Source organism: Flavobacterium frigoritolerans (assembly GCF_025847275.1).
Classification (GTDB): Bacteria; Bacteroidota; Bacteroidia; order Flavobacteriales; family Flavobacteriaceae; genus Flavobacterium; species Flavobacterium frigoritolerans.
Genome location: NZ_JAOZEV010000003.1, coordinates 338,473 through 363,882, shown reverse-complemented (window position 1 = coordinate 363,882; position 25,410 = coordinate 338,473). Strand labels below are relative to the sequence as shown.

21 protein-coding genes are annotated in these 25,410 nt (G+C 32.0%); 7 read left to right on the top strand and 14 right to left on the bottom strand.

All coding sequences use genetic code 11. From position 1 onward, the window contains the following. The 3 genes from ccoG to OIU80_RS06125 all read left to right on the top strand — a co-directional run bounded on the left by ccoG (position 1) and on the right by OIU80_RS06125 (position 2,659). Positions 1-1,419 (top strand): cytochrome c oxidase accessory protein CcoG, encoded by a 1,419-nt coding sequence (ccoG, locus tag OIU80_RS06135; protein WP_264286164.1) that lies wholly within the window; start codon positions 1-3, stop codon positions 1,417-1,419. Positions 1,420-1,430: 11 nt separating this feature from the next. Continuing rightward, the gene (locus tag OIU80_RS06130) at positions 1,431-1,880 is read left to right on the top strand and encodes a FixH family protein (protein WP_264286163.1); all 450 of its coding nucleotides are present in this window, start codon (positions 1,431-1,433) and stop codon (positions 1,878-1,880) included. A 77-nt stretch (positions 1,881-1,957) separates the two neighbouring features. Further along, positions 1,958-2,659 (top strand): sulfite exporter TauE/SafE family protein, encoded by a 702-nt coding sequence (locus OIU80_RS06125; protein WP_264286162.1) that lies wholly within the window; start codon positions 1,958-1,960, stop codon positions 2,657-2,659. A gap of 8 nt (positions 2,660-2,667) precedes the next feature. Here the strand turns inward: OIU80_RS06125 and hemN are convergent, their stop codons facing one another. The 6 genes from hemN to lpxD all read right to left on the bottom strand — a co-directional run bounded on the left by hemN (position 2,668) and on the right by lpxD (position 8,524). Beyond that, complete coding sequence (gene hemN / locus OIU80_RS06120; protein WP_264286161.1) at positions 2,668-4,032, bottom strand: oxygen-independent coproporphyrinogen III oxidase; 1,365 nt, start codon at positions 4,030-4,032, stop codon at positions 2,668-2,670. A gap of 119 nt (positions 4,033-4,151) precedes the next feature. After that, positions 4,152-4,628 carry a hypothetical protein gene (locus OIU80_RS06115; RefSeq protein WP_264286160.1) on the bottom strand — a complete coding sequence of 159 codons (477 nt, stop codon included), beginning with the start codon at positions 4,626-4,628 and terminating at the stop codon, positions 4,152-4,154. Positions 4,629-4,743: 115 nt separating this feature from the next. Next, entirely contained in the window at positions 4,744-5,097 is a 354-nt protein-coding gene (locus OIU80_RS06110) for a hypothetical protein (protein WP_264286159.1), read from the bottom strand. 99 nt (positions 5,098-5,196) lie between these two features. Next, positions 5,197-5,619 (bottom strand): DoxX family protein, encoded by a 423-nt coding sequence (locus tag OIU80_RS06105; protein ID WP_035621274.1) that lies wholly within the window; start codon positions 5,617-5,619, stop codon positions 5,197-5,199. Positions 5,620-5,725: 106 nt separating this feature from the next. Continuing rightward, positions 5,726-7,354, bottom strand: a complete 1,629-nt coding sequence (locus OIU80_RS06100) for an acyl-CoA carboxylase subunit beta (protein WP_264286158.1) — start codon at positions 7,352-7,354, stop codon at positions 5,726-5,728. Positions 7,355-7,525: 171 nt separating this feature from the next. After that, positions 7,526-8,524, bottom strand: coding sequence for a UDP-3-O-(3-hydroxymyristoyl)glucosamine N-acyltransferase (gene lpxD, locus OIU80_RS06095; RefSeq protein WP_264286157.1), 999 nt, complete (start codon positions 8,522-8,524; stop codon positions 7,526-7,528). A 318-nt stretch (positions 8,525-8,842) separates the two neighbouring features. Here lpxD and OIU80_RS06090 point away from each other — a divergent pair, with 318 nt between their 5' ends. Further along, complete coding sequence (locus OIU80_RS06090; protein ID WP_264286156.1) at positions 8,843-9,751, top strand: phospholipase A; 909 nt, start codon at positions 8,843-8,845, stop codon at positions 9,749-9,751. 38 nt (positions 9,752-9,789) lie between these two features. On the opposite strand, the gene prfB is transcribed toward OIU80_RS06090, so the two are convergent. Then, positions 9,790-10,891 (bottom strand): peptide chain release factor 2 gene (gene prfB / locus OIU80_RS06085; protein ID WP_264286155.1). Its coding sequence is split into 2 segments (ribosomal slippage): positions 9,790-10,827 and positions 10,829-10,891, totalling 1,101 coding nucleotides; the frame shifts between segments, so codons are not numbered across the junction. A gap of 151 nt (positions 10,892-11,042) precedes the next feature. On the opposite strand from prfB, the gene OIU80_RS06080 reads away from it, so the two are divergent. Continuing rightward, positions 11,043-12,062, top strand: coding sequence for a threonine aldolase family protein (locus tag OIU80_RS06080; RefSeq protein WP_264286154.1), 1,020 nt, complete (start codon positions 11,043-11,045; stop codon positions 12,060-12,062). A gap of 198 nt (positions 12,063-12,260) precedes the next feature. Here OIU80_RS06080 and OIU80_RS06075 read toward each other — a convergent pair whose 3' ends face one another. Continuing rightward, complete coding sequence (locus OIU80_RS06075) at positions 12,261-12,581, bottom strand: YbaB/EbfC family nucleoid-associated protein (protein WP_195737991.1); 321 nt, start codon at positions 12,579-12,581, stop codon at positions 12,261-12,263. Positions 12,582-12,719: 138 nt separating this feature from the next. On the opposite strand from OIU80_RS06075, the gene OIU80_RS06070 reads away from it, so the two are divergent. Further along, a complete protein-coding gene (locus tag OIU80_RS06070) occupies positions 12,720-14,780 on the top strand; it encodes a S9 family peptidase (RefSeq protein WP_264286153.1) in 2,061 nt (686 codons plus the stop codon). 71 nt (positions 14,781-14,851) lie between these two features. Continuing rightward, a complete protein-coding gene (locus OIU80_RS06065) occupies positions 14,852-15,892 on the top strand; it encodes a PLP-dependent cysteine synthase family protein (RefSeq protein WP_264286152.1) in 1,041 nt (346 codons plus the stop codon). A 376-nt stretch (positions 15,893-16,268) separates the two neighbouring features. Here OIU80_RS06065 and OIU80_RS06060 read toward each other — a convergent pair whose 3' ends face one another. The 6 genes from OIU80_RS06060 to OIU80_RS06035 form a co-directional block, all read right to left on the bottom strand. Next, entirely contained in the window at positions 16,269-17,474 is a 1,206-nt protein-coding gene (locus OIU80_RS06060) for a hypothetical protein (RefSeq protein ID WP_264286151.1), read from the bottom strand. A 2-nt stretch (positions 17,475-17,476) separates the two neighbouring features. After that, on the bottom strand, positions 17,477-17,977 hold the full coding sequence (locus OIU80_RS06055) for a hypothetical protein (RefSeq protein ID WP_264286150.1): 501 nt from the start codon (positions 17,975-17,977) through the stop codon (positions 17,477-17,479). A gap of 14 nt (positions 17,978-17,991) precedes the next feature. After that, positions 17,992-18,270 carry a hypothetical protein gene (locus OIU80_RS06050; protein WP_264286149.1) on the bottom strand — a complete coding sequence of 93 codons (279 nt, stop codon included), beginning with the start codon at positions 18,268-18,270 and terminating at the stop codon, positions 17,992-17,994. Between the two features lie 231 nt (positions 18,271-18,501). Beyond that, entirely contained in the window at positions 18,502-19,182 is a 681-nt protein-coding gene (nfi, locus tag OIU80_RS06045; RefSeq protein ID WP_264286148.1) for a deoxyribonuclease V, read from the bottom strand. Between the two features lies 1 nt (position 19,183). Next, on the bottom strand, positions 19,184-20,494 hold the full coding sequence (locus tag OIU80_RS06040; RefSeq protein ID WP_264286147.1) for an endonuclease V: 1,311 nt from the start codon (positions 20,492-20,494) through the stop codon (positions 19,184-19,186). Positions 20,495-20,686: 192 nt separating this feature from the next. Beyond that, on the bottom strand, positions 20,687-25,408 hold the full coding sequence (locus OIU80_RS06035; protein WP_264286146.1) for a hypothetical protein: 4,722 nt from the start codon (positions 25,406-25,408) through the stop codon (positions 20,687-20,689). Positions 25,409-25,410: the final 2 nt, after the last annotated feature.

Here is a 25,410-nt window from a genome sequence, read left to right as displayed (position 1 = left end):
ATGTCAAATTTACCAGACGAAGCTTTTAGAGATACCATCGGAACGATAGATGAAGGGGGTAATAGAAAATTTATTTTCCCTAAGAAACCGTCTGGTAAATTTTATGAATACAGAAAATGGGTTAGTTATGTTTTATTAGCCATTTTAGTTGCAAATCCGTTTATAAAAGTAAATGGAAATCAATTTATGATGTTCAATATATTAGAACGTCGTTTTAATATTTTTGGATTCCCTTTTTGGCCTCAGGATTTTTATCTTTTTGTAATATCAATGCTCGTTGGTATTGTATTTATAATCTTATTTACAGTAGTGTATGGTCGTATTTTTTGTGGATGGATTTGTCCGCAAACAATATTTCTAGAACTTGTTTTTCGTCGAATCGAATATTGGATTGATGGAGACAGAGGAGCGCAATCTCGATTAGCTAGACAAGAGTGGAACGGAGAAAAAATTAGAAAACGGTTAACAAAATGGTTTATCTTTTTTGTAATCTCTTTTCTTATAGCCAATATTTTCTTGGCCTATTTGGTAGGAAGTGATCAATTATTTTTAATGATTGAAGAGGGACCAATCAAACAATCGAGTAACTTTATAGCATTATTGTTATTTACGGCAGTTTTCTACTTTATATTTGTTTGGTTTCGTGAGCAAGTATGTATTATAGCTTGTCCATACGGGAGATTACAAGGTGTACTTTTAGATAATAAATCTATTAATGTGGCTTATGATTTTGTTCGAGGTGAAAAAGAATTAGGTAGAGCTAAATATAATAAACAAGAAGATAGAGCAGCAACAGGAAAAGGAGATTGTATCGATTGCAAGCAATGTGTTCATGTTTGCCCAATGGGAATTGATATAAGAAACGGAACTCAATTAGAATGTACAAATTGCACAGCTTGTATTGACGAATGTGATACCATCATGGAAAATGTTGGTTTACCAAAAGGGCTTATCCGATATGCTTCAGAGGATGAAATAGAGAAAAAAGAGCCTTTCCGATTTACAGCTAGAATGAAAGGATATACAGCAGTATTGATTATCTTACTAGGTATTTTTGTTGGAATGCTATTTTTAAGAAATGATGTTCAGGCAATAATTTTACGTTTACCAGGACAGCTTTTTCAACATAAAGGAGATAAAATAAGTAATATTTATACCTATAAGATTGTCAATAAAACGATAAATGATTTTAACGATATTCATTTTGAGTTGATTGATCAAAAAGGGACTATAAAAAATGTAGGAACTCAAAAGTTTAAAGTTCCAAAACAAGGAATCTCGCAAGGAACACTATTTATAGAAATAGATCAGGCACTTTTAGAGAGTGATAAAACGAAGGTAGAAATAGGTGTATTTAACGGTGATAAGTTAATCGAAAAGACATCAACAAACTTTTTAGGACCGAGAAGTTTTAATTAAAAGGTAATATTATGAAAATTAACTGGGGAACAGCAATTGTAATTGCATTTGGATTGTTTATGACGTTCATTTTGTACTTTGTTTTTAAAGTACAATCTGATAGTAAATATAGCAATGATTTGGTTGTTGAAGAATATTATAAACATGATTCTCATTTTGGAGATGAAATGACACGTGTTCAAAATGCTCATGACTTAAAGTTAAAGCCTACGATTGTTACTATGAAAGATGGAGTTAAAATTACTTTTCCAAATACTTTCGAAAGTAAAAATATAAAAGGCGAGGTATTGATGTATCGCCCATCAAATAAAAAATTAGATTTTAATACAGCAATTAGTCTAACGAATTCTGAATTATTGATTCCTCAAAAGAAATTAATAAAAGGACGTTGGGATGTTAATATGGAATGGCAGTATAATGGTCAACAGTATTTAACTAAAGAAGTTGTTTACATTAACTAAAATGATACTTTCTTAATATCTATGCAATTGAATACAATGTGTAAAAGGTATTTGGCGTATATCTAATATAAAAAACAATGCTTTATTCAGCTTTTATATTCGGTTTAATCAGTAGTTTTCACTGTATTGGTATGTGTGGCCCAATTGCCATGATGTTACCTGTTGATAGGAATAATAAGGTAAAAAAAGCAATACAAGTTACAGTCTATCACTTAGGTAGATTGACCGCATATGGAACAATTGGGTTGATTTTTGGGTTATTAGGAAAAGGTTTTTTCTTTGCTGGGATTCAACAAAAAATCTCTATTATCATTGGAATAATCATGATAATTGTAGTTTTAACACCTGAGAAAATATTTGCACAATATAATTTCTCAAAACCTGTTTATAAGCTAATTTCAAGAATAAAAACCAATCTGGGGAAGCACTTTAGAAACAAAAGTTATAAGTCACTTTTTATCATCGGAATACTTAATGGATTTTTACCTTGCGGAATGGTATATGTAGCTTTGTTTGGTTCAATTGCAATGCAAAGCGCCAAATTTGGTGTTTTATATATGATTTTGTTTGGTTTAGGAACAGTTCCTTTAATGACAAGTGTAGTGTACTTCAATTCGTTTTTAACCCAATCAACTCGCAATAAGTTTCAAAAGGCAATTCCTTATGTTGCTGTTCTTATTGGGGTACTCTTTATATTGAGAGGTTTAGGTCTTGGAATTCCGTATTTATCTCCATCAAACATGAGTTTATTTGTTCAGGAAACACCTAATTGTCATTAAATTAGGAGTTATATAGTCATCGAAAACAAACTTGTTTCCGGAGCTTTTCTCTTTAAGTGTAAATCAAAAGCCATGCAAATATTACGTACAAAGGGTTTACCCGCTTCTGTAACGTTTATTTTTTTATTCTCGATGGTAAGTAATCCATCATTTTCCATTTCTTTTAACTGAACTAAAATTTCAGGTATCTCTTTAAAATAGTCGCTTTCTTCGCTCCAGGTAGTTTCAAAATTACACATCAAGTTTAGTATGTGCTTTCTAATAATAAGATCTTCTTCGGTTAATATGTGTCCTTTTACAACAGGAATTTTATCCCATTCTAATAATTGATAGTAATCTTCTATAGTCTTTACGTTTTGAGCAAAACTATACCAACTGTCACTAATTGACGAAACACCTAGTCCAATCATTAATTGCGTTTTAGAAGCACTATAGCCCATGAAATTACGATGTAATTTACCGTCTTTAAATGCAGTATATAGATGGTCAGATTTTAAAGCAAAATGATCCATACCAATTTCATAATATTCATTTTTATACAATAATTGTTTTCCAATTTCGTATAATTTTCTTTTTTCAGCATCTTTAGGAACATTCTCATCGTTAAAACCTCTTTGTCCGTTCCCTTTAATCCAAGGCACGTGAGCATAGCTATAAAAAGCCAGACGATCAGGTTGTAATGAGTTTGTTTTCTCTATTGTATCGATAATGTCTTCAACTCCCTGAAAAGGCAAGCCAAAAATTAAATCATGACTGATAGAGGTATAGCCAATTTCTTTAGCCCAAAATGTTACTTTGGCTACATTATGAAAAGACTGCTCACGGTGAATAGCTTTTTGTACTTTTTTAGAATAATCCTGAACACCGTAACTAACTCTTCTAAAACCTAATTTATATAGTTTTTGTAAATGTTCATAGGTCGTGTTATTAGGGTGTCCTTCAAAACTAAATTCATGTTCTTTGGCTTTGTCAGCATATGAAAAAATCCCATTGATTAAATCTTCAAGATTTTTAGGGGAGAAAAAAGTAGGTGTTCCGCCCCCCAAGTGAATCTCTTTAATTATTGGTCTTTCGTTAAGAAGTTTACAGTATAAACTCCATTCTTTAATTACTGCTTCTATGTATGGATTCTCTACATCATGGTTTTTTGTAATTCGCTTGTTGCAACCACAAAAAGTACACATGCTTTCGCAAAAAGGCAAATGGATGTATAAACTAATTCCGTCTTTTTGATTGCTTTCAGCGAAAGATTTCTGTAAAGATTCAATCCAAAGTTGATAGGTAAAATCATTCTCATTCCAGTAAGGAACAGTAGGATAGCTTGTGTATCTAGGCCCTGGAACATTGTATTTTTGTATCAACGAATTTTTCATAGTAGAATATTTAATAGACATCAAAATTAATTAGAAACCTAAAATATTAAAATGATAATTATCATAATGTAATACAAAAAAAAGAGGCTCACTTTCGAGCCTCTTTAATGAATTAAAAACTAATCTGAAATACAATCCTGTATGATTTGTACCCATTTTTTACCTAATTGTTGATCTTCATGCAAGCAAGCTTGATTTATTTGATCGTCTTCAATGTTGTAAAATGGAATTACAATTTTTTGTGCTGTTGCTTTATCTTGAAACTCAAAATCAATTTTTATAATAGTGTCTGAGTTCGCTTCAGTTGTGGGGATTAATCGACAAGATTTAACAAGATTCAAATCTATAAATGAGCTTTCTTCTTTTCCTTTATTAAAGTTCATTGCTATAAAACCTTTGTTTTTTTTATCAATAGCTAGAATTTTTTTGTTTTGTGATTCAGTAAAATCAAAGTCAAATTTTCCATTTTGACTATATTTTTCTTTTATAGCTTTGATTTTGGCCTTGTTTAGTGAGTTTGAACGGTAAGAAAAGTAAAGAGGTAATATTGTTATTATGGCAAGTACAATGCCCATTATAGTTACTGAGTTATCCATTATTGTTTTATTTTAAATTTAATTATATAACATGAAATAATGAACAGAATGCTTTTTGCAAACTGTTTGTTTTAAGAAGAAATTAATCTTCAATAGATAAAATCATGAGATTTAATTACCAGAAATAATGGAAAGGATAGAGTAATATCGAGATTTTCTTTCTCTGATTTATAATTTGGTCTGCAAAATTGAATGTAATTCTTTGGATTTTGTAATCTGGAATTACAATTAAAAAAGTATCAAACCATTTAGATAGAGAAGGACTCGGATAATTTGTTTTTAAATCGGCAACAACATGAAAACTTGCCTGAGGTTGTATAAAAGCCGAAGTTTTGATACTATCAGGGGTAATGTTTGAATCCGTTTTTTGAGGTTGAATTATATCAATAACAACTTTGTCTGCATTATAAGCAGATAAAAAGAGCATTAAGAGCCCAACAAAGATGATTGTTTTACGAATCCAAGTCATATTGCAAATCTAATTGATAAAATGTAATTTAGGTACCTTTTAAGAAAAAAATAGCATAATATAAGTGGAAATGTTGGTCTCTAAATATTTTTAGATTTGTTATTGTTGCATTTTAAAATAATAATCGGCTGAATGCTTTCCACTGCCATAAAAAAAGAAAAATAAGCATACAATAAAGACACAAATAGCCAATAGTAAATTTTGAGAATGCATTTCGCCCATAAAATTTACTAAGATTGCACCTAATAAGATTGGTAATTGCGCACCGATTGCCCATCGGGTAAGCAGCCCAAAAACAATCATGATACCTCCAATCATATGAGCAGGGGCTATGTAATGTAAAAGAAACATTCCGCCACCAAACTTGTCAATTGGAGATATTAAATCATGTAAATACTGGATATTAGTTACAAAGAAAACTCCTTTCATAAACAAAAATACCCCTAAAGCAATACGTAATAAATCTACAGGTAAATAAGTGTGCGCATTTGCCCATTTATTTAAATTTTTTACATTTTCCATGATACTATAATTATTTGAAATAATAGTGCTAAGTTACTAATTTTTAGCTATATAGTTGTTTTTTAGCTGTAAAAATAATTCTGTAAATTTTATTTATTTTTAATAATTATACCTGAATGACACCAAGATTAAAAGGTTTTGTAATAGGAGAGTGATTCGCTGCTTCGATTCCCATAGAAATCCATGTGCGTGTATCTAATGGGTCTATGATAGCGTCGGTCCACAATCGGGAAGCTGCATAGTATGGAGAAACTTGTTCATCATAGCGAGCCTTTATTTTTGCAAATAATTCTGCCTCTTTTGCTTCATCTACTATTTCTCCTTTTGATTTTAAAGAAGATGCCTCTATTTGTGCCAATACTTTTGCTGCTTGTGTTCCTCCCATTACAGCTAATTCGGCGCTTGGCCAAGCAAAGATTAATCTAGGATCATAAGCTTTGCCACACATAGCATAGTTTCCTGCTCCGTACGAATTTCCTACGATAACGGTAAATTTTGGTACTACCGAATTGCTTACAGCATTAACCATTTTAGCACCGTCTTTTATGATTCCGCCATGCTCTGATTTAGAGCCCACCATGAACCCCGTAACATCTTGTACAAATACCAAAGGGATTTTTTTCTGATTGCAATTGGCAATAAAACGGGTTGCTTTATCTGCACTGTCTGAGTAAATAACTCCACCAAATTGCATTTCACCTTTGGCAGTCTTAACTACTTTTCTTTGATTGGCTACAATTCCTACCGCCCAACCGTCAATTCGTGCATAACCAGTAATTAAAGACTGGCCATATCCTTCTTTATAGGCTTCAAATTCCGAATTATCAACCATACGCTTAATGATTTCCATCATATCGTATTGTTCATTTCGTGCTTTTGGCAAAATACCATAAATTTCTGTTGGATCTAAAGCTGGTTTTTCGGCTTTAATACGGTTGTAACCTGCTTTATCGTAATCACCAATTTTATCTACAATGTTTTTTATTTTATCTAATGCATCTTTATCATCTTTGGCTTTATAATCAGTAACACCCGAAATTTCGCAATGAGTAGTTGCACCACCTAATGTTTCGTTATCGATTGTTTCTCCAATAGCGGCTTTTACTAAATAGCTTCCAGCAAGAAAAATACTTCCAGTTTTATCTACAATTAAGGCTTCATCGCTCATGATTGGTAAATAGGCACCACCAGCAACACAACTACCCATTACAGCGGCAATTTGAGTAATTCCCATGCTACTCATTTGAGCGTTATTTCTAAAAATACGTCCAAAATGTTCTTTATCCGGAAAAATTTCATCTTGCAACGGCAAATAAACACCTGCACTATCTACAAGATAAATTATTGGCAATCTATTTTCCATTGCAATTTCCTGAGCACGTAGATTTTTTTTGGCAGTAATAGGAAACCAAGCACCCGCTTTTACAGTAGCGTCATTGGCAACAACTACACATTGTTTTCCTCGTACGTATCCTATTTTTACAACAACGCCGCCAGATGGGCAACCGCCATGTTCTGCATACATTCCTTCTCCTACAAAACCTCCGATTTCTATATTTTTTGAATTTTCATCAAGTAAATAATCAATTCGTTCTCTTGCAGTCATTTTGCCTTCGGCATGAAGTTTTGCGATACGTTTTTCGCCACCGCCTAATTTTACTTTGGCAAATTTTTGTTTTAGTTCAGAAAGTAAGAGTTTATTGTGATCTTCGTTTTTATTGAAGTTTAAATCCATAATAATATAGTGTTTTAACAAAATAGTGTCTGCTAATTTACGAAATCGATCGAAATAAACAGTATAATTAATTTGTTTTAAAAATTGAAACTGTAAAGTGTTCAGAAACAATTATAAACAAAAAAAAACAGAAGCGAACTTCTGTTTTTCTTATATTGAGGAGTATTGTTTTTATTTTTTAGAATCACAAACTAATCGTTTTAAGATTGCCCATTGTTTTAAGGCATCACGAGCTTCTACAGCAGGATATCCTAACATGGTTTTGCCGGCAGGAATATCTCCGGTAACTCCAGATCCTGCACCAACAATAGCGCCATCTCCAATAGTTGTATGGTCTTTTATCGAAGCACTACCTCCAATGATAACTCCGTTACCTAGCGTTACAGAACCAGCTAAACCACTATTTCCAGCCATGATACAAAACTTACCTAGTTTGCTGTTGTGGCCTATTTGAACTAAATTATCAATTTTGCATCCATCACCAAGAATAGTAGAGCTAAATTTTCCACGATCAACACAAGAATTTGCTCCTATTTCTACTCCGTTTCCTATGATTACATTCCCGATTTGAGGAATTTTTACTAATCCTTTTTCGCTACACGGACGAAATCCGAAGCCATCTGCTCCAATAGTTGCATTAGGATGTATGATACAATCATTACCAATATGACAACGTTCGCGAATTACAGCTCCTGACCAAATAGTAGTATTTTTTCCGATTGTACATTCATCAAGGATAGTAACATTTGGATAAATAGTAACATTATCGGCTAGTTTTACTTTAGGTCCAATGTAACATCCAGCTCCAATTCGAACGCCTTCGCCAATAATTGCAGATTCATCTACAACTGCTCTAACGTGTATATTGTTATGGAAAACTGGTGTAGGTGGTGCAAAAAGAGCTAATATTTGCGACATTGCTAAATCGGCATTTTTTACTTTTATAAAAGCTCGATTTTCTCCTGGTTCTATCGAAATATCTTCATTAACAATGGCGATACTGGCTTTAGAGTCTTGCCAATGTTTTTCATACTTCTTGTTTCCAATGAACGAAATTTCGGTATTGGTGGCTTTGTCTAATTGTTCTGTAGCGGTAATATTCTGTGAAGTATCACCATAAATAACACCATTAATTACTTCATTAAGCTCTTGAATAGAATAGGATTTCATTTAGTATTGATTAGTTTTAGGGTTGCGTGGTATTTTTTGCCAAATAAAATCAATTAGTATTTAATTACCTAATTATATTTTGATGGATTTTAATAAAAAGATAAAATAATAATCTGATTATTATATAAACGTTATTAAATCTATTAAATTGTTGATAGTTTTTAATTTGTTAAAAAAGATATTTTTTTGGATGTTAATAGCGCTACATAGAAAGTGGTAAATAAATGAGGTTGTGAGAGGTATAACATTTTAATGTAAATGTGTAACAGTAATAATTCTTTATGATGTATTTTTATCACAAAAATTAATGAAAATTTTATGAAATTGTTTTCTGCTAAAAAAGTATTTTTTTTCCTATTGTTTAATTCTGCACTGACTTATTCACAAGTTAAGGACATGTTTAGTAAACCTACTGAACTTCATACAATATCTGAACGATGGGAATTAACTCCAGAATCATCAAACGGGACATTTTTAATAACACCATATAAGTCTATTTATGTCTTGCCTGCTAATTGGTATAGTTCGCCAAACGAGCATCCTTACTCTGGAAATGGTAAACCAGAGTATGTTGCACCTCCAGGTACGAATTATAATAATATTGAAACAAAGTTTCAGCTTAGTTTTAAAACAAAAATTCTTCACAATGCTCTTTTTGGAAAAGGAGATTTATGGGTAGGATATACACAAGAATCACAATGGCAGATTTATAATGAAAGTTTATCAAGGCCATTCAGGGAGATTAATTATGAGCCTGAAATTATTTTTAATTATCCACTTAATTTTAATGTTTTAGGTTTTAACATGCGAATGGCTGGTGTTGCGTTTAATCATGAATCAAATGGGAAAGGATTACCCTTTTCTAGAAGTTGGAATAGGATTATTTTTCATTTAGGATTTGATCGTGATAATTGGAGTGTATATGTGAGACCTTGGCTTAGGCTTCGCTCTAAAAAAGATGATAACCCTGATATTGCTCAATATATTGGGCGTGGTGATATAAATATAATTTATACCAATAGTAAAAGCGTGTTTACTTTTACAGGAAGTAATAATTTAAGCTTTAATAAGAATAGGGGGAATGCAGCATTTTCATGGTCGTATCCAATTGTTGGAAATTTGAAAGGATTTCTTTTAGCAACACATGGTTATGGTGAAACCTTAATAGATTATAATAATCTGCAAACGACAATAGGTGTAGGGGTTTCTTTAATTGGGCCACTTTAGAATAATAAAAAACCCAGCGTAAAAGCTGGGTTAATAATTTAAGATTCATCTTCTTTTTGTCCCATCATCATTAAGAATGCTTTTAGGAAAGGGTCAATTTCACCGTTCATTACTCCGTCGACATCGCTAGTTTCATAACCTGTACGTACATCTTTGACTAATTTGTAGGGTTGCATCACATAATTTCGAATTTGTGATCCCCATTCGATTTTCATTTTCCCTGCTTCAATATCGGCACGTTGTGCTTGTTGTTTTTTTAATTCGATTTCATATAACTGAGATCGTAACATTTGCATAGCACGCTGTCTATTGTCTTGCTGTGATCTTGTTTCTGAACATTGAATTTGAATTCCAGTTGGTTTGTGAACCAATTGAACTTTTGTTTCTACTTTATTGACATTCTGTCCTCCTGCACCACTAGAGCGAGAAGTTGTAATTTCAATGTCGGCAGGATTAATATCAATTTCAATACTATCATCAACAAGTGGATAAACATAAACTGATGCGAATGAGGTATGGCGTTTGGCATTACTATCAAAAGGGGAGATTCGAACTAAGCGGTGTACACCATTTTCTCCTTTTAAATAACCAAAAGAATAATCACCTTCAAACTCTAGAGTAACGGTTTTTATACCCGCTACCTCACCAGCCTGAAAGTTAAGTTCTTTTATTTTATACCCATAACTTTCGCCCCACATCATGTACATACGCATAAGCATTCCTGCCCAATCGCAACTTTCGGTTCCGCCGGCACCAGCAGTTATTTGAACTACGGCACTTAAGCTATCTCCTTCATCAGAAAGCATGTTTTTAAATTCAATGTTTTCAATATGCGATTGTGCGGCTTTGTAATGCTCATCTAATTCTTCTGCAGAAATTGCTCCTTCTTTATAGAAATCATAGGCAATTTGCAACTCATCAGTAAGTTCAATAGCTTTGTTGTAATCTTCGATCCATTTTTTCTTGTTTCTCAGATTTTTTACAATGACTTCGGCTTCTTTTGCATTGTTCCAAAAATCGGGTGCAAAAGTCTTTTCTTCCTCGTTTGCAATTTCAATTAATTTGGCATCAACGTCAAAGATACCTCCTCAACGCACCAAGGCGCTCTACAATACCTTTTATTTGTTCGGTAGTTGTCATAAATTATTAGTAGTTTAGTAAGATTTTTATAAATAACTCGTTTTAGTGCTTAACTGTTTTGTAATGGGTTAAATTTTATATGACTTCATTGTATTAGAAAACACGAAATACGTAATTTTGTTGGACAAAAATAAGATATAGTTTTTAGAATATGGAAATAAATTTAATTAGCGATACAATCACCAAACCTAGTATTGATATGTTGCAATACATGTTCAATGCTCAAGTAGGAGATGATGTTTACAAGCAAGACCCAACGGTTATTGAACTTGAAGCTGGAGTAGCTGCAATGTTTGGTATGGAAGCAGGGTTATTTTTTCCATCAGGAACCATGGCAAATCAAACCGCAATAAAATTACATACACAACCAGGAGAGCAATTAATTGCTGATAAATATGCACACGTTTTTCATTATGAAGGAGGAGGCGCTTCGTTTAATAGTGGTGTTTCTTGTTGCTTATTGGATGGAAATCGAGGTATGATTACCGCCGAGCAGGTTGCAGGAGCAATTAATGATCCAGAATTTTATCATAGTCCGCTTACAAGCTTAGTATGTGTTGAGAATACTACTAACAAAGGTGGGGGAGCATGTTACGAACTTGATGAATTAAAAAAAATAAAACAAGTTTGTGATGCCAATAATTTGAAATTCCACTTAGATGGAGCGAGAATTTGGAATGCTTTAGTCGCTAAAAGACAAGATCCTAAAGAATTTGGTAAACTATTCGATACTATTTCGGTTTGTTTCTCCAAAGGATTGGGAGCTCCAATAGGCTCGATGTTATTAGGAACCAAAGCTGATATTAAAAGAGCATTGAGAATTAGGAAGATATTGGGGGGAGGAATGCGACAGGTTGGTTATTTGGCTGCTGCTGCAATTTTTGCCTTAGAGAATAATTTGGAAAGATTAGCAGAGGATCACCGCAGAGCCAAAGAGATTGCCGCAGTTTTAAGTACAAAGCATTGGGTTGCTTCGATAGAGCCTGTAGAAACGAATATTTTAATTTTTTCTTTGCAACCTAATTTTAGTGAGCAACTTTTGATAGAGAAATTGAAACAGAAAAATATTTCAATAAGCTCAATGGGGCATGGTAAGCTCCGAATTGTAACTCATCTTGATTACAGACAAGTAATGCATACTTATGTTTTAGAAACGTTGCAGAAATTCTAAAGAAAAGGTTAAAGGCGCAAAGGTTCAGAGGTTTAAAGTTTACTAATTAGTGTGAAATATTTGAGTCTTTGAGCTTTTTTTTATCTATTTTGCAATAGTGTTAAATTTTAAAAGCCTTATTAAATATAAAAGGTTCAAAGTTTACGGATGTCGTAAAACCTTTGAACCTTTCTTTAACTTTTGAACCTTTTTGGAATCTTATTTAAACAACTCATCCATTCCAGGAATCATTGGCATGTCCATTTTTGTGACAGCATCAAGTTCAGTTTGGTTAACATCGGTAGCTTTTTCTATTGCTTTATTTAATGTTACAATTAGATAATCTTCTAATTGTTCCTTATCTTCTAGTAAAGAATCGGCTATTGTAATTGATTTTATTTTTCGGTTAGCTGTCAAAGTAACTTTTAATAATCCGTCAGCGCTTTGTTCATCTATTAAAACCGTGTCTAATCGTTTCTTTGTATCCTCTATTTTTTGTTGGGTTTCTTTAAGTTTTCCCATCATTCCCATTAAATCCATTTTCGGTTGTTTTTAAATTATGGAACGAAATTACTAATTCAATTTTAAAATCAAGTGTTAATTTAGATAAAAAAGAATTTAGTTACGCGTTCGTTTATGTTATTTTTGTAAATTCATTTTAAAATTAAAATTCAGAAAATGCCAAATAAAATTGCTGCTCCAATAGCTAAAGAAATTCCTAAGTCATTAAAAAAACATAAAGAAGTTAGAATAGATAATTATTTTTGGCTGAATGATAGAGAAAACCCTGAAGTAATTGACTATTTAAATCAAGAGAATGCCTACTACGAAAGTATGACGGAACATACTAAAGATTTACAGAAAGCATTGTATGAGGAAATGAAAGCAAGGATTAAGGAAGACGATGAGTCGGTTCCTTATTTTTATAATGGATATTTTTACATTACTCGTTTTGAAACCGGAAAAGATTACCCAATTTATTCCCGAAAAAAAGGAAGTTTAACTGCTGATGAAGAAATTCTATTTAATTGTAATGAATTATCGGTAGGACATAACTTTTTTAAATTAGGAGGTTTGAGTATAAGTCCTGATAACAAATTTGTATCTTTTGCACAAGATGTGGTTGGAAGAAGAATCTATACAATTCAGATTAAAAACTTAGAAACTGGAGAAATTTTTTCTGATAAAATAGAAAATACAACAGGAGGTTCGGTTTGGGCAAATGATAATAAGACTATATTTTATACCAAGCAAGATGAGGTTACATTGCGCTCTGATAAAGTTTTTAAGCACAAATTAAATACTGATTCAGCTGATGATGTTTTGGTTTTTGAAGAAACAGACGACACTTTTAATGTTTCTGTGGGTAAAGAAAAATCACGAAAATATATTGTAATTAGTTCAGGAAGTACATTGACTACCGAATACAGAACATTGAACTCTGATAATCCTGATGGTGAGTTTGTTGTTTTTCAACCTCGTGTTCGTGGTTTAGAATACAGTATTTCGCATTTTGAAGACCATTTTTACATTCTGACCAATAAAGATAAGGCGACGAACTTTAAGTTGATGAAAACGCCTGAAAACGCTACTGGGAAGAAAAATTGGAAAGATCTTATTCCACATAGAGAAGATGTTTTATTAGAAGATATTGAGATTTTTAAAAATTATTTGGTTGTAGAGGAGCGCTCAAACGGCTTAAATCACATCCGAATCATGCCTTGGAATGACGAACCAGATTATTATTTGCCTTTTGGAAGCGAAACATACAGTGCTTTTACCACTACTAATGTTGATTTTGATACCGATATTTTGCGTTACAGCTATCAATCTTTGGCAACGCCATCTTCGGTTATCGATTTTAATATGAAAACGAAAACTAAAGTAGTTTTAAAGGAACAACAAGTTTTGGGAGGTCAATTTGATAAAGATAATTATATAGAAGAGCGTATTTGGGCTACAGCTGTAGATGGAGTAAAAGTACCTATTTCGATGGTTTACCGTAAAGGATTAGAAAAAAACGGTAAGAATCCGTTATTGCTTTATGCTTATGGTTCATACGGAATTACAATGGACACTTATTTTTCATCTACCCGATTATCATTGCTAGATAGAGGTTTTATTTTTGCAATAGCACATATTCGTGGAGGAGAAGATTTAGGAAGACAATGGTATGAAGATGGGAAATTATTGAAAAAGAAAAATACTTTTACAGATTTTATAGATTGTTCTAAATATGTAATTGAACAAAAATACACTTCTCCAGAGCATTTATATGCCGAAGGGGGCTCTGCAGGAGGGCTTTTAATGGGAGTTGTCGTAAATTGGGCGCCAGAATTATATAATGGAGTGATGGCTCAAGTTCCTTTTGTAGACGTTATGACCACAATGTTAGATAGTACTATTCCGTTAACTACAGGAGAGTATGATGAGTGGGGAAATCCGAATACAAAGAAATATTATGACTATATGTTGTCTTATTCGCCATATGACAATGTAAGTGCTCAAAAATACCCTAATATGTACATTTCTACTGGGTTACATGATTCTCAGGTACAATATTGGGAGCCAGCCAAGTGGGTGGCCAAATTAAGAAATAAAAAAACTAATAATAATTTATTATTCCTAAATACAAACATGGATGCGGGGCATGGCGGAGCTTCCGGACGTTTTGAAGCTCTAAAGGAACTAGCCCAAGAGTTTAGTTTTTTATTAGATTTAGAGAAAATTAAAATGTAATTAGAATTTTTTTGTTAAATTTGCATCCTGTCGAGGTTAATTTAAAAATACCCTCGATTAACTATTTTTTTATGAAAGAAGAAATAACTGCTTACAACAACGTTTTAGAATTAATAGGCAATACACCGCTTATTAAACTAAATAAAATCACAGAAGGGTTAGAAGGTAATTTCTATGCAAAGGTAGAAGCTTTTAATCCAGGACATTCCTCAAAAGATAGAATTGCATTATATATTATTGAAGAGGCCGAAAAGAGAGGGATTTTATCTCCAGGAGATACAATTATTGAAACTACTTCCGGTAATACAGGTTTTAGCTTAGCAATGGTTAGCATTATAAAAGGATATAATTGTATTCTTGCTGTTAGCTCAAAATCATCCAAAGATAAAATTGACATGTTACGTAGCTTAGGAGCCAAAGTATATGTTTGCCCCGCGCACGTTTCTGCAGATGATGAACGCTCTTACTATAATGTAGCCAAAAGATTGCATGAAGAAACCAAAGGTTCGGTTTATATCAATCAATATTTTAATCAATTAAATGTTGATGCACATTACAACACTACTGGACCAGAAATTTGGGAACAAACAAAAGGTCAGATAACGCATCTTATTGCTTGTAGTGGAACTGGAGGAACAATCTCAGGTACTGCAAAATTCTTGAAAGAGCAAAATCCCAATGTTAGAATTCTAGGAGTTGATGCTTTTGGATCGGTATTAAAAAAATACCACGAAACAAGAGAATTCGATAATAAAGAAATTTATCCATACCGTATAGAAGGTTTAGGTAAAAATTTAATTCCATCAGCTACAGATTTCGATATCATCGATAAGTTTATAAAAGTTACCGATGAAGAAAGTGCTCATGCAGCTAGAGAAATCACTAGAAAAGAAGGCTTATTTGTAGGATATACATCTGGAGCAGTAATGCAAGCGATTAGACAATATGCAGAAGAAGGTGAGTTTACTAAAGATAGCAATATAATAGCTATATTTCCTGATCACGGGTCACGTTACATGAGTAAAGTGTTTAGCGATGATTGGATGAACGAACAAGGTTTCTTTGACAGTGTCAATGAAGAAGAAGTTCAAAAAATTGAATTTGTAAAATAAAGAAAATACAATCTTATATATTTAAAACTCCAGAGATATCTGGAGTTTTTTGTTTTTATAATCTATTGGAGTGGTTATTTTTAAATTTTATTGAATTGATAAATTGACTAAATCTCAGTTTTACAATGTAAACAGAATATTAAGCAGAAATAAGCACTGCTATTTATGATTTGAAGCTTGGAAGTTTTTTGCGTATAGATGAACAAGAGGGCTTTAAGATAGTCTTAAAGCTGTTGGTGTTATTAGGTTTTAAATGGAAGTACAAAAAAATGGGTAATAATACTAATTATTTATTGGAGGTGATTATTTTAATAAAAAAAGTTACATCTTTTTCAAGGATGTAGCTTTTTTTATCACGTATTCAATTGAAAATAAATTATTCGTCTAAATATTTGGAAAGTGACGCTTCGTTTAGGTTGATATATTTTAATGCTTCACTGACATTTATTCCTCCATCACTCCCTGTAATATCTTCTTGCATTTGATAGTTTTTATTATCTAAGATAGATTTTAAGAATGAGTATTTACTCATTAGACATATATCAGTTATGACTTGTAATTCTTGTAAATTTACAATCGAAAATATACCATTATTTGTTTTAATGGCAGATACGTATTTTTTTTTCTCTTTTTCAAATTTAATAAGTACATATTGCTCGTTTCCTATAACTATTTTTACTTTAAATAATAAATTGATGGGAATATCATCAATAATAATTGATTCAGGAGTATTCAAATATTTTTCAAAAGCTTTATCTATTTTCGTTAAATTAACTTCGGATTTATTATATTCAAATAATTGTACATTATCATAAAGGAAAGGTTGATAGATTTTGAATTTAGTTGTTGAAGGCGTTGATTTTTCTTGTGCATTTCTAAAATCTATATTTTCTTTAATTAATCTTTGATCAATTATTTTTTTAAAAAAAGTAGGATTATTTACTTTTAATTTTTCAATATTTTTGTAGAAATTAATAAAATCAATTATTTGAGATTTATCGCTATTATTTTTAATAAAGTCATTAATTTCTTTGTCTAAAGATTTACCTTTAAACATATCTAATAAAAATGGGGTATCCATTTTTGAAAGAATAAACAATAGTGCACCTTGATTTAATAAATCACTGATATACCATCGATTATTAACTTTTTCAATAGATATTATTCCTATTACTGGAAAAGGAATCTTTTCAAAAATAAAAGAATATTTTACATAAGCCATCTTATGATTTGAATAATCAAATTCATATATTGTTTCTATTTGTATAAAGTCTTGATTACTTGATTTTTTAACAGCTTCGAAATGTTCTTCATCTCTTACGATTTTGGTGCTTTTATCTAAATATTCGTCTAATGCCCATTGTTTATTTGAAGCAGAAAAATAAGATTGAATAAGTCCTTCAATTTTAGAATAATCTATTTTGCTTTGAGATAACGTTTTATTAATTTTTAATGGGGGATTGTAAATGGTATATTCTGCATCAATCAATTTGTTGTGCTCTACTATGTAGCCTTCGTTAAGCGTTTGACAAAATAATTTGCATGTAAAGAAGAGTGCAATTACTAATAATTTATATTTCATTTTTATTTTTTTATATTATTGATTATATTTTTAACATCTGAAATGAATAAGTTTTCGCTTCTTCTGTTTTTGATTAAAAATATCACACAAGGGATGGCTAGAATATAAAATATAAATCCTATCCATACGTTCCAAAATCTATAAGGGTATAAATTGTTTTCCTCTTTTAGGATAACATAATTTAAGTTTTTGCAATACCAAACCTTACAATAGATATTTCTCCCATCTGATAAAATTTTATCTTCCATTGATTCTGGATATACAGAAATTTTATTTTTTATTTTATTCTTTTTTAATATTCCATCATATATAATCATTCCCCCGACGCCTTTAGAGGTAGAGGATTTATTTTCATTAAGTATAATTAAGTGATCTTCCTCAAAATATTTTTCTGTGTTAAAAGAATAATGCAATAATCTTAATTTGGGAAAATTAAGTATTACTTCACTAGTTATCGCTAATGTAGAAAAGATAATAATAATGTAACATAATAATTTTTTCATAGTTTCTTTTATTCTTAAGGCTTTATTACTGATATCTTTTTATAATAAGGGGGCATTTCTATTTTTTTTCCTAAAAAAATCACATAACCAGTGGCTGTACAATTTAGCCAAACTCCCTCTTTAAAAGTTGAATATTGAAAGTCTCCATCAATCCAACCGATACTTGCTACTTCAGATTTTGCAGTACCATTGGCATTACCACCAATAGAGAACCATTCGTTTTTACGGATTAATTTGAAATCAGCCCCAGCCCCAAATTCGACATCTAATATTATTATTGCAGGATTTACCATTTGTGATACTTTTTTCCCCTGCTACCGCACGAATCCTTTCGTGCGGTACGTTCTATTTGAGCATTGATGATTGTTAAAAATAATTACATTATTAACTAATTCTTTTTGTTCCAAAATTCAATTATTTTTTCATTATGTAAGCAAAATTTGCGATGCTTTATCACGCGAAAGGATTCGTGCGGTAGCGGGGAATATGTCTTTATTTTAGTGGATGTGATGTTAAAGAGTTTATTATTTGTTCTTTAAAAGAGAATTTACCAAATGATCAGCTTGTCGAGTTGTTTCTGGAAGTCTATAATCAGGGGTTAATTTTAATACCCAATCTATAGCAGTTTCAAGAGAAATTTTATGGCCAATAGATACATACATTGGATTTGTATTATCCTGTGTTCGGAGTGTTTTACCAACTAGGACATTATTATAAATTAACTCTTGTGTTTCTCCTCTTTTTAATCCTAACAAAGCTTTATCATAGCTGCCAACCAATCTTTTTTTAGCACATCCTATTGTTGGTATATTTAATTCAATTCCTAGATGGGTTGCCATACCGACTCCTTTTGGATGAGCTATTCCTTGAGCATCAGAAACAATCAAATCTGGTTTTATTGTAAGTTTTTTAAAAGCTTCTATTAATGGAGGAATTTCTCTAAAGGAAAATAAACCTGGAATATAAGGAAAAGTAATTTCCATTTCATGGAAAGCCTCTTCAACTACTTCATGAGTCTGTGCATTTAAAACTACTATGGCGCCAATCATTTTATCTGAGCCATCATTGTATGCAACATCTACTCCAGCAATATATTTAATTATTTCTGGTAATTGGTCTTGTTTAATTACTTTATCACGCAGATTATTCTGTAAATCGTAATATTGTTTAAATTCTTGTTCTTCGTTAAATAATTCGTTGTTCATTTTATATTATAATTCCATATTGGTTTTCCTCATCATCTAAGAAATCATATCTAATTCTTTTCGGCATGAGTTGTTCAGTTATATTTATTGCTTCTTGCACTATAAAAGGAACTCGAGTATTGATTGTCATTTTTAAAACCCAATTAACTGCTGTTTCTAAACTTATTTTGTGCCCAATAGATACATAAAGAGGGTTATTATTTTCTAAGGTTCTCAGTGCTTTACCTACTATTTTGTCATCAAATAATAGTTCTTGTGTATCTCCTCTTGAATTTCCTAAAGTTGCTTTGTCATAATAACCTACTAATCTTTTTTTAGGGCAGCCAATAGTAGGAATATTTAGCTCAATTCCTAAATGAGTAGCTAATCCCATATTTTTAGGATGTTCAATACCATGTCCATCACAAAAAATTAAATGGGGTTTTATATTTAGTTTTTCAAAAGCTTTCAATACTACAGGAACTTCGTTATAAGCAAATAAATCAGGGATATGCAGTGTAACATCTTCTGACTCATAAAATGCCTGATCAACAATTTCTTGTGTTTCAATATTCATTACTACAATTGCTGAGACCATTTTCTGATCTATGTCGTTGTATGCTACACTAATACCTCCAATGTATTTTATAGAATCCGGAATATCATCTTGTTCAACAATCTTTTCAGCGAGTTCATTTTGAAGAACATATTTTTCCATAAAATCGTCTGGAACTGTATATCCTAATGTTTCTTTCATGCTTTCCTGTACTAGATATCCATAGAGTGTCTTTCCTGCTCTTTCTCGGTTTAATTCCTTTGTAAGATTAAAAGGATTGTCCCAATAAGTATGGACGAATAAGTCTAAACGAGTAAAAACATCTTTAGTATCTTCGTAGTTTTTTACCACATCAGAATTATCTTTTATTTTCTTATCATAATCTAAATCTTCACGTGTAAAACTATATCCTTCATAATGTAGTCTTTTGCTTGTGTCATCTAGTATTTTATAATCCATTATTAGATCTAATGTATCTAGGTCGTATACAGTATAAAGTTTATCTGGAAAAGTTTTGGAACTATTTTTATATATATGAAAAGTGTATCTACTTTGATTATAAATATAAACAATAATCGAGAAAAATTCTTCACTTATATTAAATACTACTCCATGTAATTTTCTGTTTACAAAAGTTTCTCTGATATATTCTTCTGGAGAGATAGTTTCTATGATCCCAGTAAATGGTTCATCATTATACATACCATAATCTGAAGTAGATAATCTGTCTATAAAAACTTGTTTACTTTTATTAGGATAATATTTCTTTTCATTCATTACTTATTTAAAATAAAATTAACACCTTCAGTTATATAGAAACAATTTGGACATGTAGCCATATGATTATAATTTGAATCATCTTTATTGCTTGAGCTAGCTTTTAATTTCTGTTTTACAATTATTTTTATGTTTAAGTTTTTAACATCATCTCCATTATTAAACTTATCTAATTATTGAGTTTAATTTAGATTATCTAAAATTATTGATGTTTTTGAACTTATAAGTGTACTCTGTAGCTTTTTTTCCTCCCGGTAAATTATACTTCATCAGAACATCATAATAACCATATTTCATAAATAAATAATCACTATTCATGAAACGCTTTGCTATGGATGTACTGCTAACTAAACCATTTATATAGTCATTTACAATTTGATTATTTAAATCAATCCAGTCTTCCTTATATACTAACGGTAAATTATATTTAAAGGGGAAATTACTTTTTGTCCATGCATGATTTACATCATTCTCAATGCTGGTCATGTAATAGGCATTAAGCGGTATTGCTTTTGCTGGAATAATTCCTAAATCCTTTGTATCTCTATTGGTTATATAATAAACGTTACTAAGAGGATAATCACGATATAAATATGGATAAATATCTGTGCTATAGTATGGGTCATTTAAAGCTGATTGCGCTGTTATGATTGGCAAATTGTCACTATAGGTCGCACCTTGTAAGTCAACTAAATCAAACGCTTCCTGACTGGAAATAGTATTACTTAGATAAATTACATCTGGATACAACACTACAAAATTATAGTTTTGTGTGTTTATAGCGTTCATTTTTGAAGTAAATGTTTTGTATTTACTGGTACTGAAAATATAAGTTAAGCGCTCAATTTCGCCTTCAGCCTTATAAAGTGCGTCAGCCTGATTCTCTCTAACTTCTATATTATTTCCTTCATTATCAATTGTTGTCGTTTTAACTCCTGAAATTGAATTTTTTTTCTGTCCATCTTTCAAATTACTTACAATTGCAAAATTATAATTTTTTTGTTGGTCAATATTTGGTAAATCATAAGAAACTTCATTTGAACTTGTGTTGTAAACAAAGTTGGCAGATTTTACATTAGATGTTCCATTCTCATTTATTTTGATTTTCGTTTCCCAATTGCTATCTTCAAACAGATAATCCTGACCACGTTTTAGCTGAATATACCCTTTAGGATATTCTTCTTCCAAGAAATATTTTTGTTCTACTACAGGGTAAGAGTATTTTATGTTTGTGAGCGGAATATGATTCGGGGCACCACCAGTTGTGAAGATCCTTTCTTCATATTCTGTGGCAATTTGCCCATCAATTTTTATTGGTTGAAAAATACCGTTAGTTAATTTTTGGAAACTTACTTCTACTTGGACTTTAAGTGGTTTATTCGGAGGTAAAATGTCACTAGAAACAAAATTGGCTTTGTCTTTCATAGAATTCCATTCTAAGATTCCAGGAATTTCTGTTGTACCATCTAATACTTTAAATTTCTCCAATATAACTTTGTAGGTTACATCACCATCATCTTCTGGAATTATAAAGGCTTCATTTACTTTCATTGAAAAAGCAGCTTGTGGAATAGCGAATACATCCACATCATTTGAACTTTGTTTTGGAGTAACATCGGTAATAAGTTTGATACCCCCTAACGGAGAAGCATTTTCGAAAATACACTCTTGTCCTATTTCTAATTTAAATCTAAATTTACCTTTTATTAATCCTCCTAGGATATTCATCTTTCCTCCTACATAACCGCGCATCCAAACTGGATTTGGTAATTTAGCTTGTAATAAAACAGCAGCACCTCCAGATATAATCGGAACTTTCAGTTTCAAAAATGCTAGTTTGATTCTAATTCCTAATTCCCCTTGTAGATAGGCATATGCTTGTCCGTTGGCATACCAACCGTTTATACCTACATTTTTTCCTGTATTAGAGCATCTGGCTTCCTGATAATCTTTCAGCATAATATCAAATCCCATTCCTGCCTGAAAACGGGCATAAAAAAGCAGGAAACTTAAATCTCCAGTGTCAAAATCCAAACTTGCACCAAAGGCCATACCGCCTCCATTTGCCAATGCATTTTCATCTCGCATATAATCTAATTGTTTGATATCGACACCCAAAATTTGAGCCACAACAGGGGGCGGGGGTGGGCTTCCGGGTAATAATGTACCTGCCATAAAATAACCAGTTATTGTACGGTATAAACCGGCAATTCCAATTTTTATACCACATCTTTCATCTGGAGTTCCCATGTACATATACCAATCTTTAGGGTCTTTATGGAAAACTCCCCAAACTGCTCTTCCTCCTGGTCCTGTTCCTGAAAGAAAATTGCCTGGAGTATTAATATATACGTCAGTTGTGGCATGCATAGAATTATTTTGAAAATCAAATTCTATTGCCGCTGCCATTGTTATGCCCACTTGTGCCGTTAAATCACCTGGAATAGCTTCTTTTGCTTTTGGAATATATTTGCTTGCAAATGAGCCTTCTAATTTTGAATCGGTAATTCCCATGAAACTTGCCTTTGAAGTTACATTGGAGGCTACTTTTTCCATCAATCCGCCTATGTTTTTCATTCCTGGAATTTTTGCAAGAACACCTGCTTTTCCAAAAATGGCCAATGTATTTATTCCTCCTTTGGAGTTAAAAGAAATTTCAAATCCACCCTCTCCATCACATATGGTCTCACTACCAATGCTAAAATAGATTAAGGCTTTAACTCCCAGATTTACTTTTTCATCGGGTGTATAACTTAATCCCGACGGTGAAAAATCTCCAATAGCAATATCTTGATTTCTTCGCATTTTATAATATGCTCCACCTCCAAAACCATTAATCATAAAAGGAGAGGGGACAGGTGGCCATTTTACTGCCGCATCAAAATACCAATACCTAAAGGAAGAACGCCCAAAAATAGCTTTGGCTCGTACATTTACCTGACCAGCAACATCTACTTCCAATTCGGCATTAAATCCATCTCCATACAAAGGATTTTTTTCCATGAGTATTAGACTACCTTTAATCTTTAGACCGCTAAACTCACAGTTTATTGAGATTGCTGATAGGTCTAGTCCATCATATTTGCTTCTTTGCCTGAAGCCATATTCATACATTTTTCCTTTGATGCCTATTCGGGCTGTAGCACCAGCTCCAACTGCATCCATAAGATTTAGACCAAGGTCAAAATTGATTCTGGAATCGTTACCATTGATTTGTACATCAATATTGCCTATTGAAACGGGGAAATTACTAAAACTAAAGGTTCCCTGATACCCCATGTTTCTCACAGATATAACAGGGGATACAGTTTGCAATTGTAAATCCTGGAATGATATTCCTTTAAAATCGACTGTCTTTTTCCCTTTTACGTCGCCATCATCTGTTGCACCATTGTTTGTTGCAAGAGATAATGTACCATTAAGATTTGCTTTTGGTAGAAATTTTCCATTTATCAATTTAAGTTCTATGGAACTATTTGGAAGTAATATTGCTCTGGCTTTCCAGATATCAAACGAGATGGAATCTTTGGAAACAACGGTTAATTGTTGTTCCTGCATAGAGATAAAACCATTATATGCTAAACCAAATTTCTTATTTTGAGTTGGACTTGAACCAGCGGTATTCTGACTAGTATTACTGTCTTTTTTATTTTTACTGATTGGCAAAAGAATTTCACCTCTCAGGTTTGCTTTTGCAAAAGTATTGGCGGCAATAGTCACATCTATATAATCTAATGAATAGGCCCATGATTTTTCGTCACTGGTAATTCCTCTGTCCAGTGGAAATACATTATTTGCATAAAAAGTACCAGAAACACCGTATTTATCAATAATAAGATTCGAAGCTCCAACATGGATTCTTCCTTTATTTGATGCAGTTTCGGTTGTTTTGAATTCTTTAGGAAGGCCAACATCAAAAGTCTGGATATATATCCCTTTCCATGTTTCCGGACTTGGCATTAAAAGGTTATTGCGAGCATAATAATCAGGAAAAACTACAGCAGGGGCATTTTTTAAATCACTTAAGTCCAATACTGCGTTACTGACTAAAAACTCAAAATTACCATCATAATCTTTACCATTTCTTTTATCTTTTAAAACAAAGGGCTGAAGTGTTACATTTACTAATATATCATTCCAATTACTTGCCGTAAAGTTAAACTCTCCTCTAACACGATTTGGGATTGATTGTGGTTTTCCATTGTAATATGTTTTAGTGACAATTTGTTTTGCTTCATTTACTTGACCTGATGATTCTATTGGTAAAATCAAATCTCTTGAAAATTCCACTGCCCCTGATATTTTCATTTCTTTAAATCCGTCGCAATCTATAGTTACATATGTTAAGTCTTTACTATAACCTGTAGCCATATCAAAACCTCCATATAAAGACAACTGCCATTTGTTTTCACTAAAGGGAATGTTCACATTCCCAAGCAGTACTAATTTTGCATCACCAATGATTCCACCCTGATGAGAAAGTTTTACATCATCGGCCCCAAAAAACAGTTGCATTGGCTTCCCATTTTTATCTTTTTGGGGAATATCGACTCTACAAAATACAGTCAATGTTGTATATTCTGGAGAGAATGTTGCTTTTGATATGGCTACAGTATATTGGATGTTACTTATATTTTGTTTTATACCAATCGGTAATTCAACCAATTCGTCTTTAGAAAATTTATTTACCCAACGATCTAATTTTTCTACTTCGCTTATAGATGATGAAGCTATGCCTAATGCTTTAGGAGCCGGAATATCTTGACCATAAGAAAAAATAGAGGATAGTAGCAAGAGTATTAAACAAAGCGTGGTTTGGAGAGGCTTTTTCATATTGGTGCAATAAATATTTTTAGTAGAATATGGAATCGATGTTAGTACTGTTTTTGGCAGTTTTTTTATAGATGATTTCATAC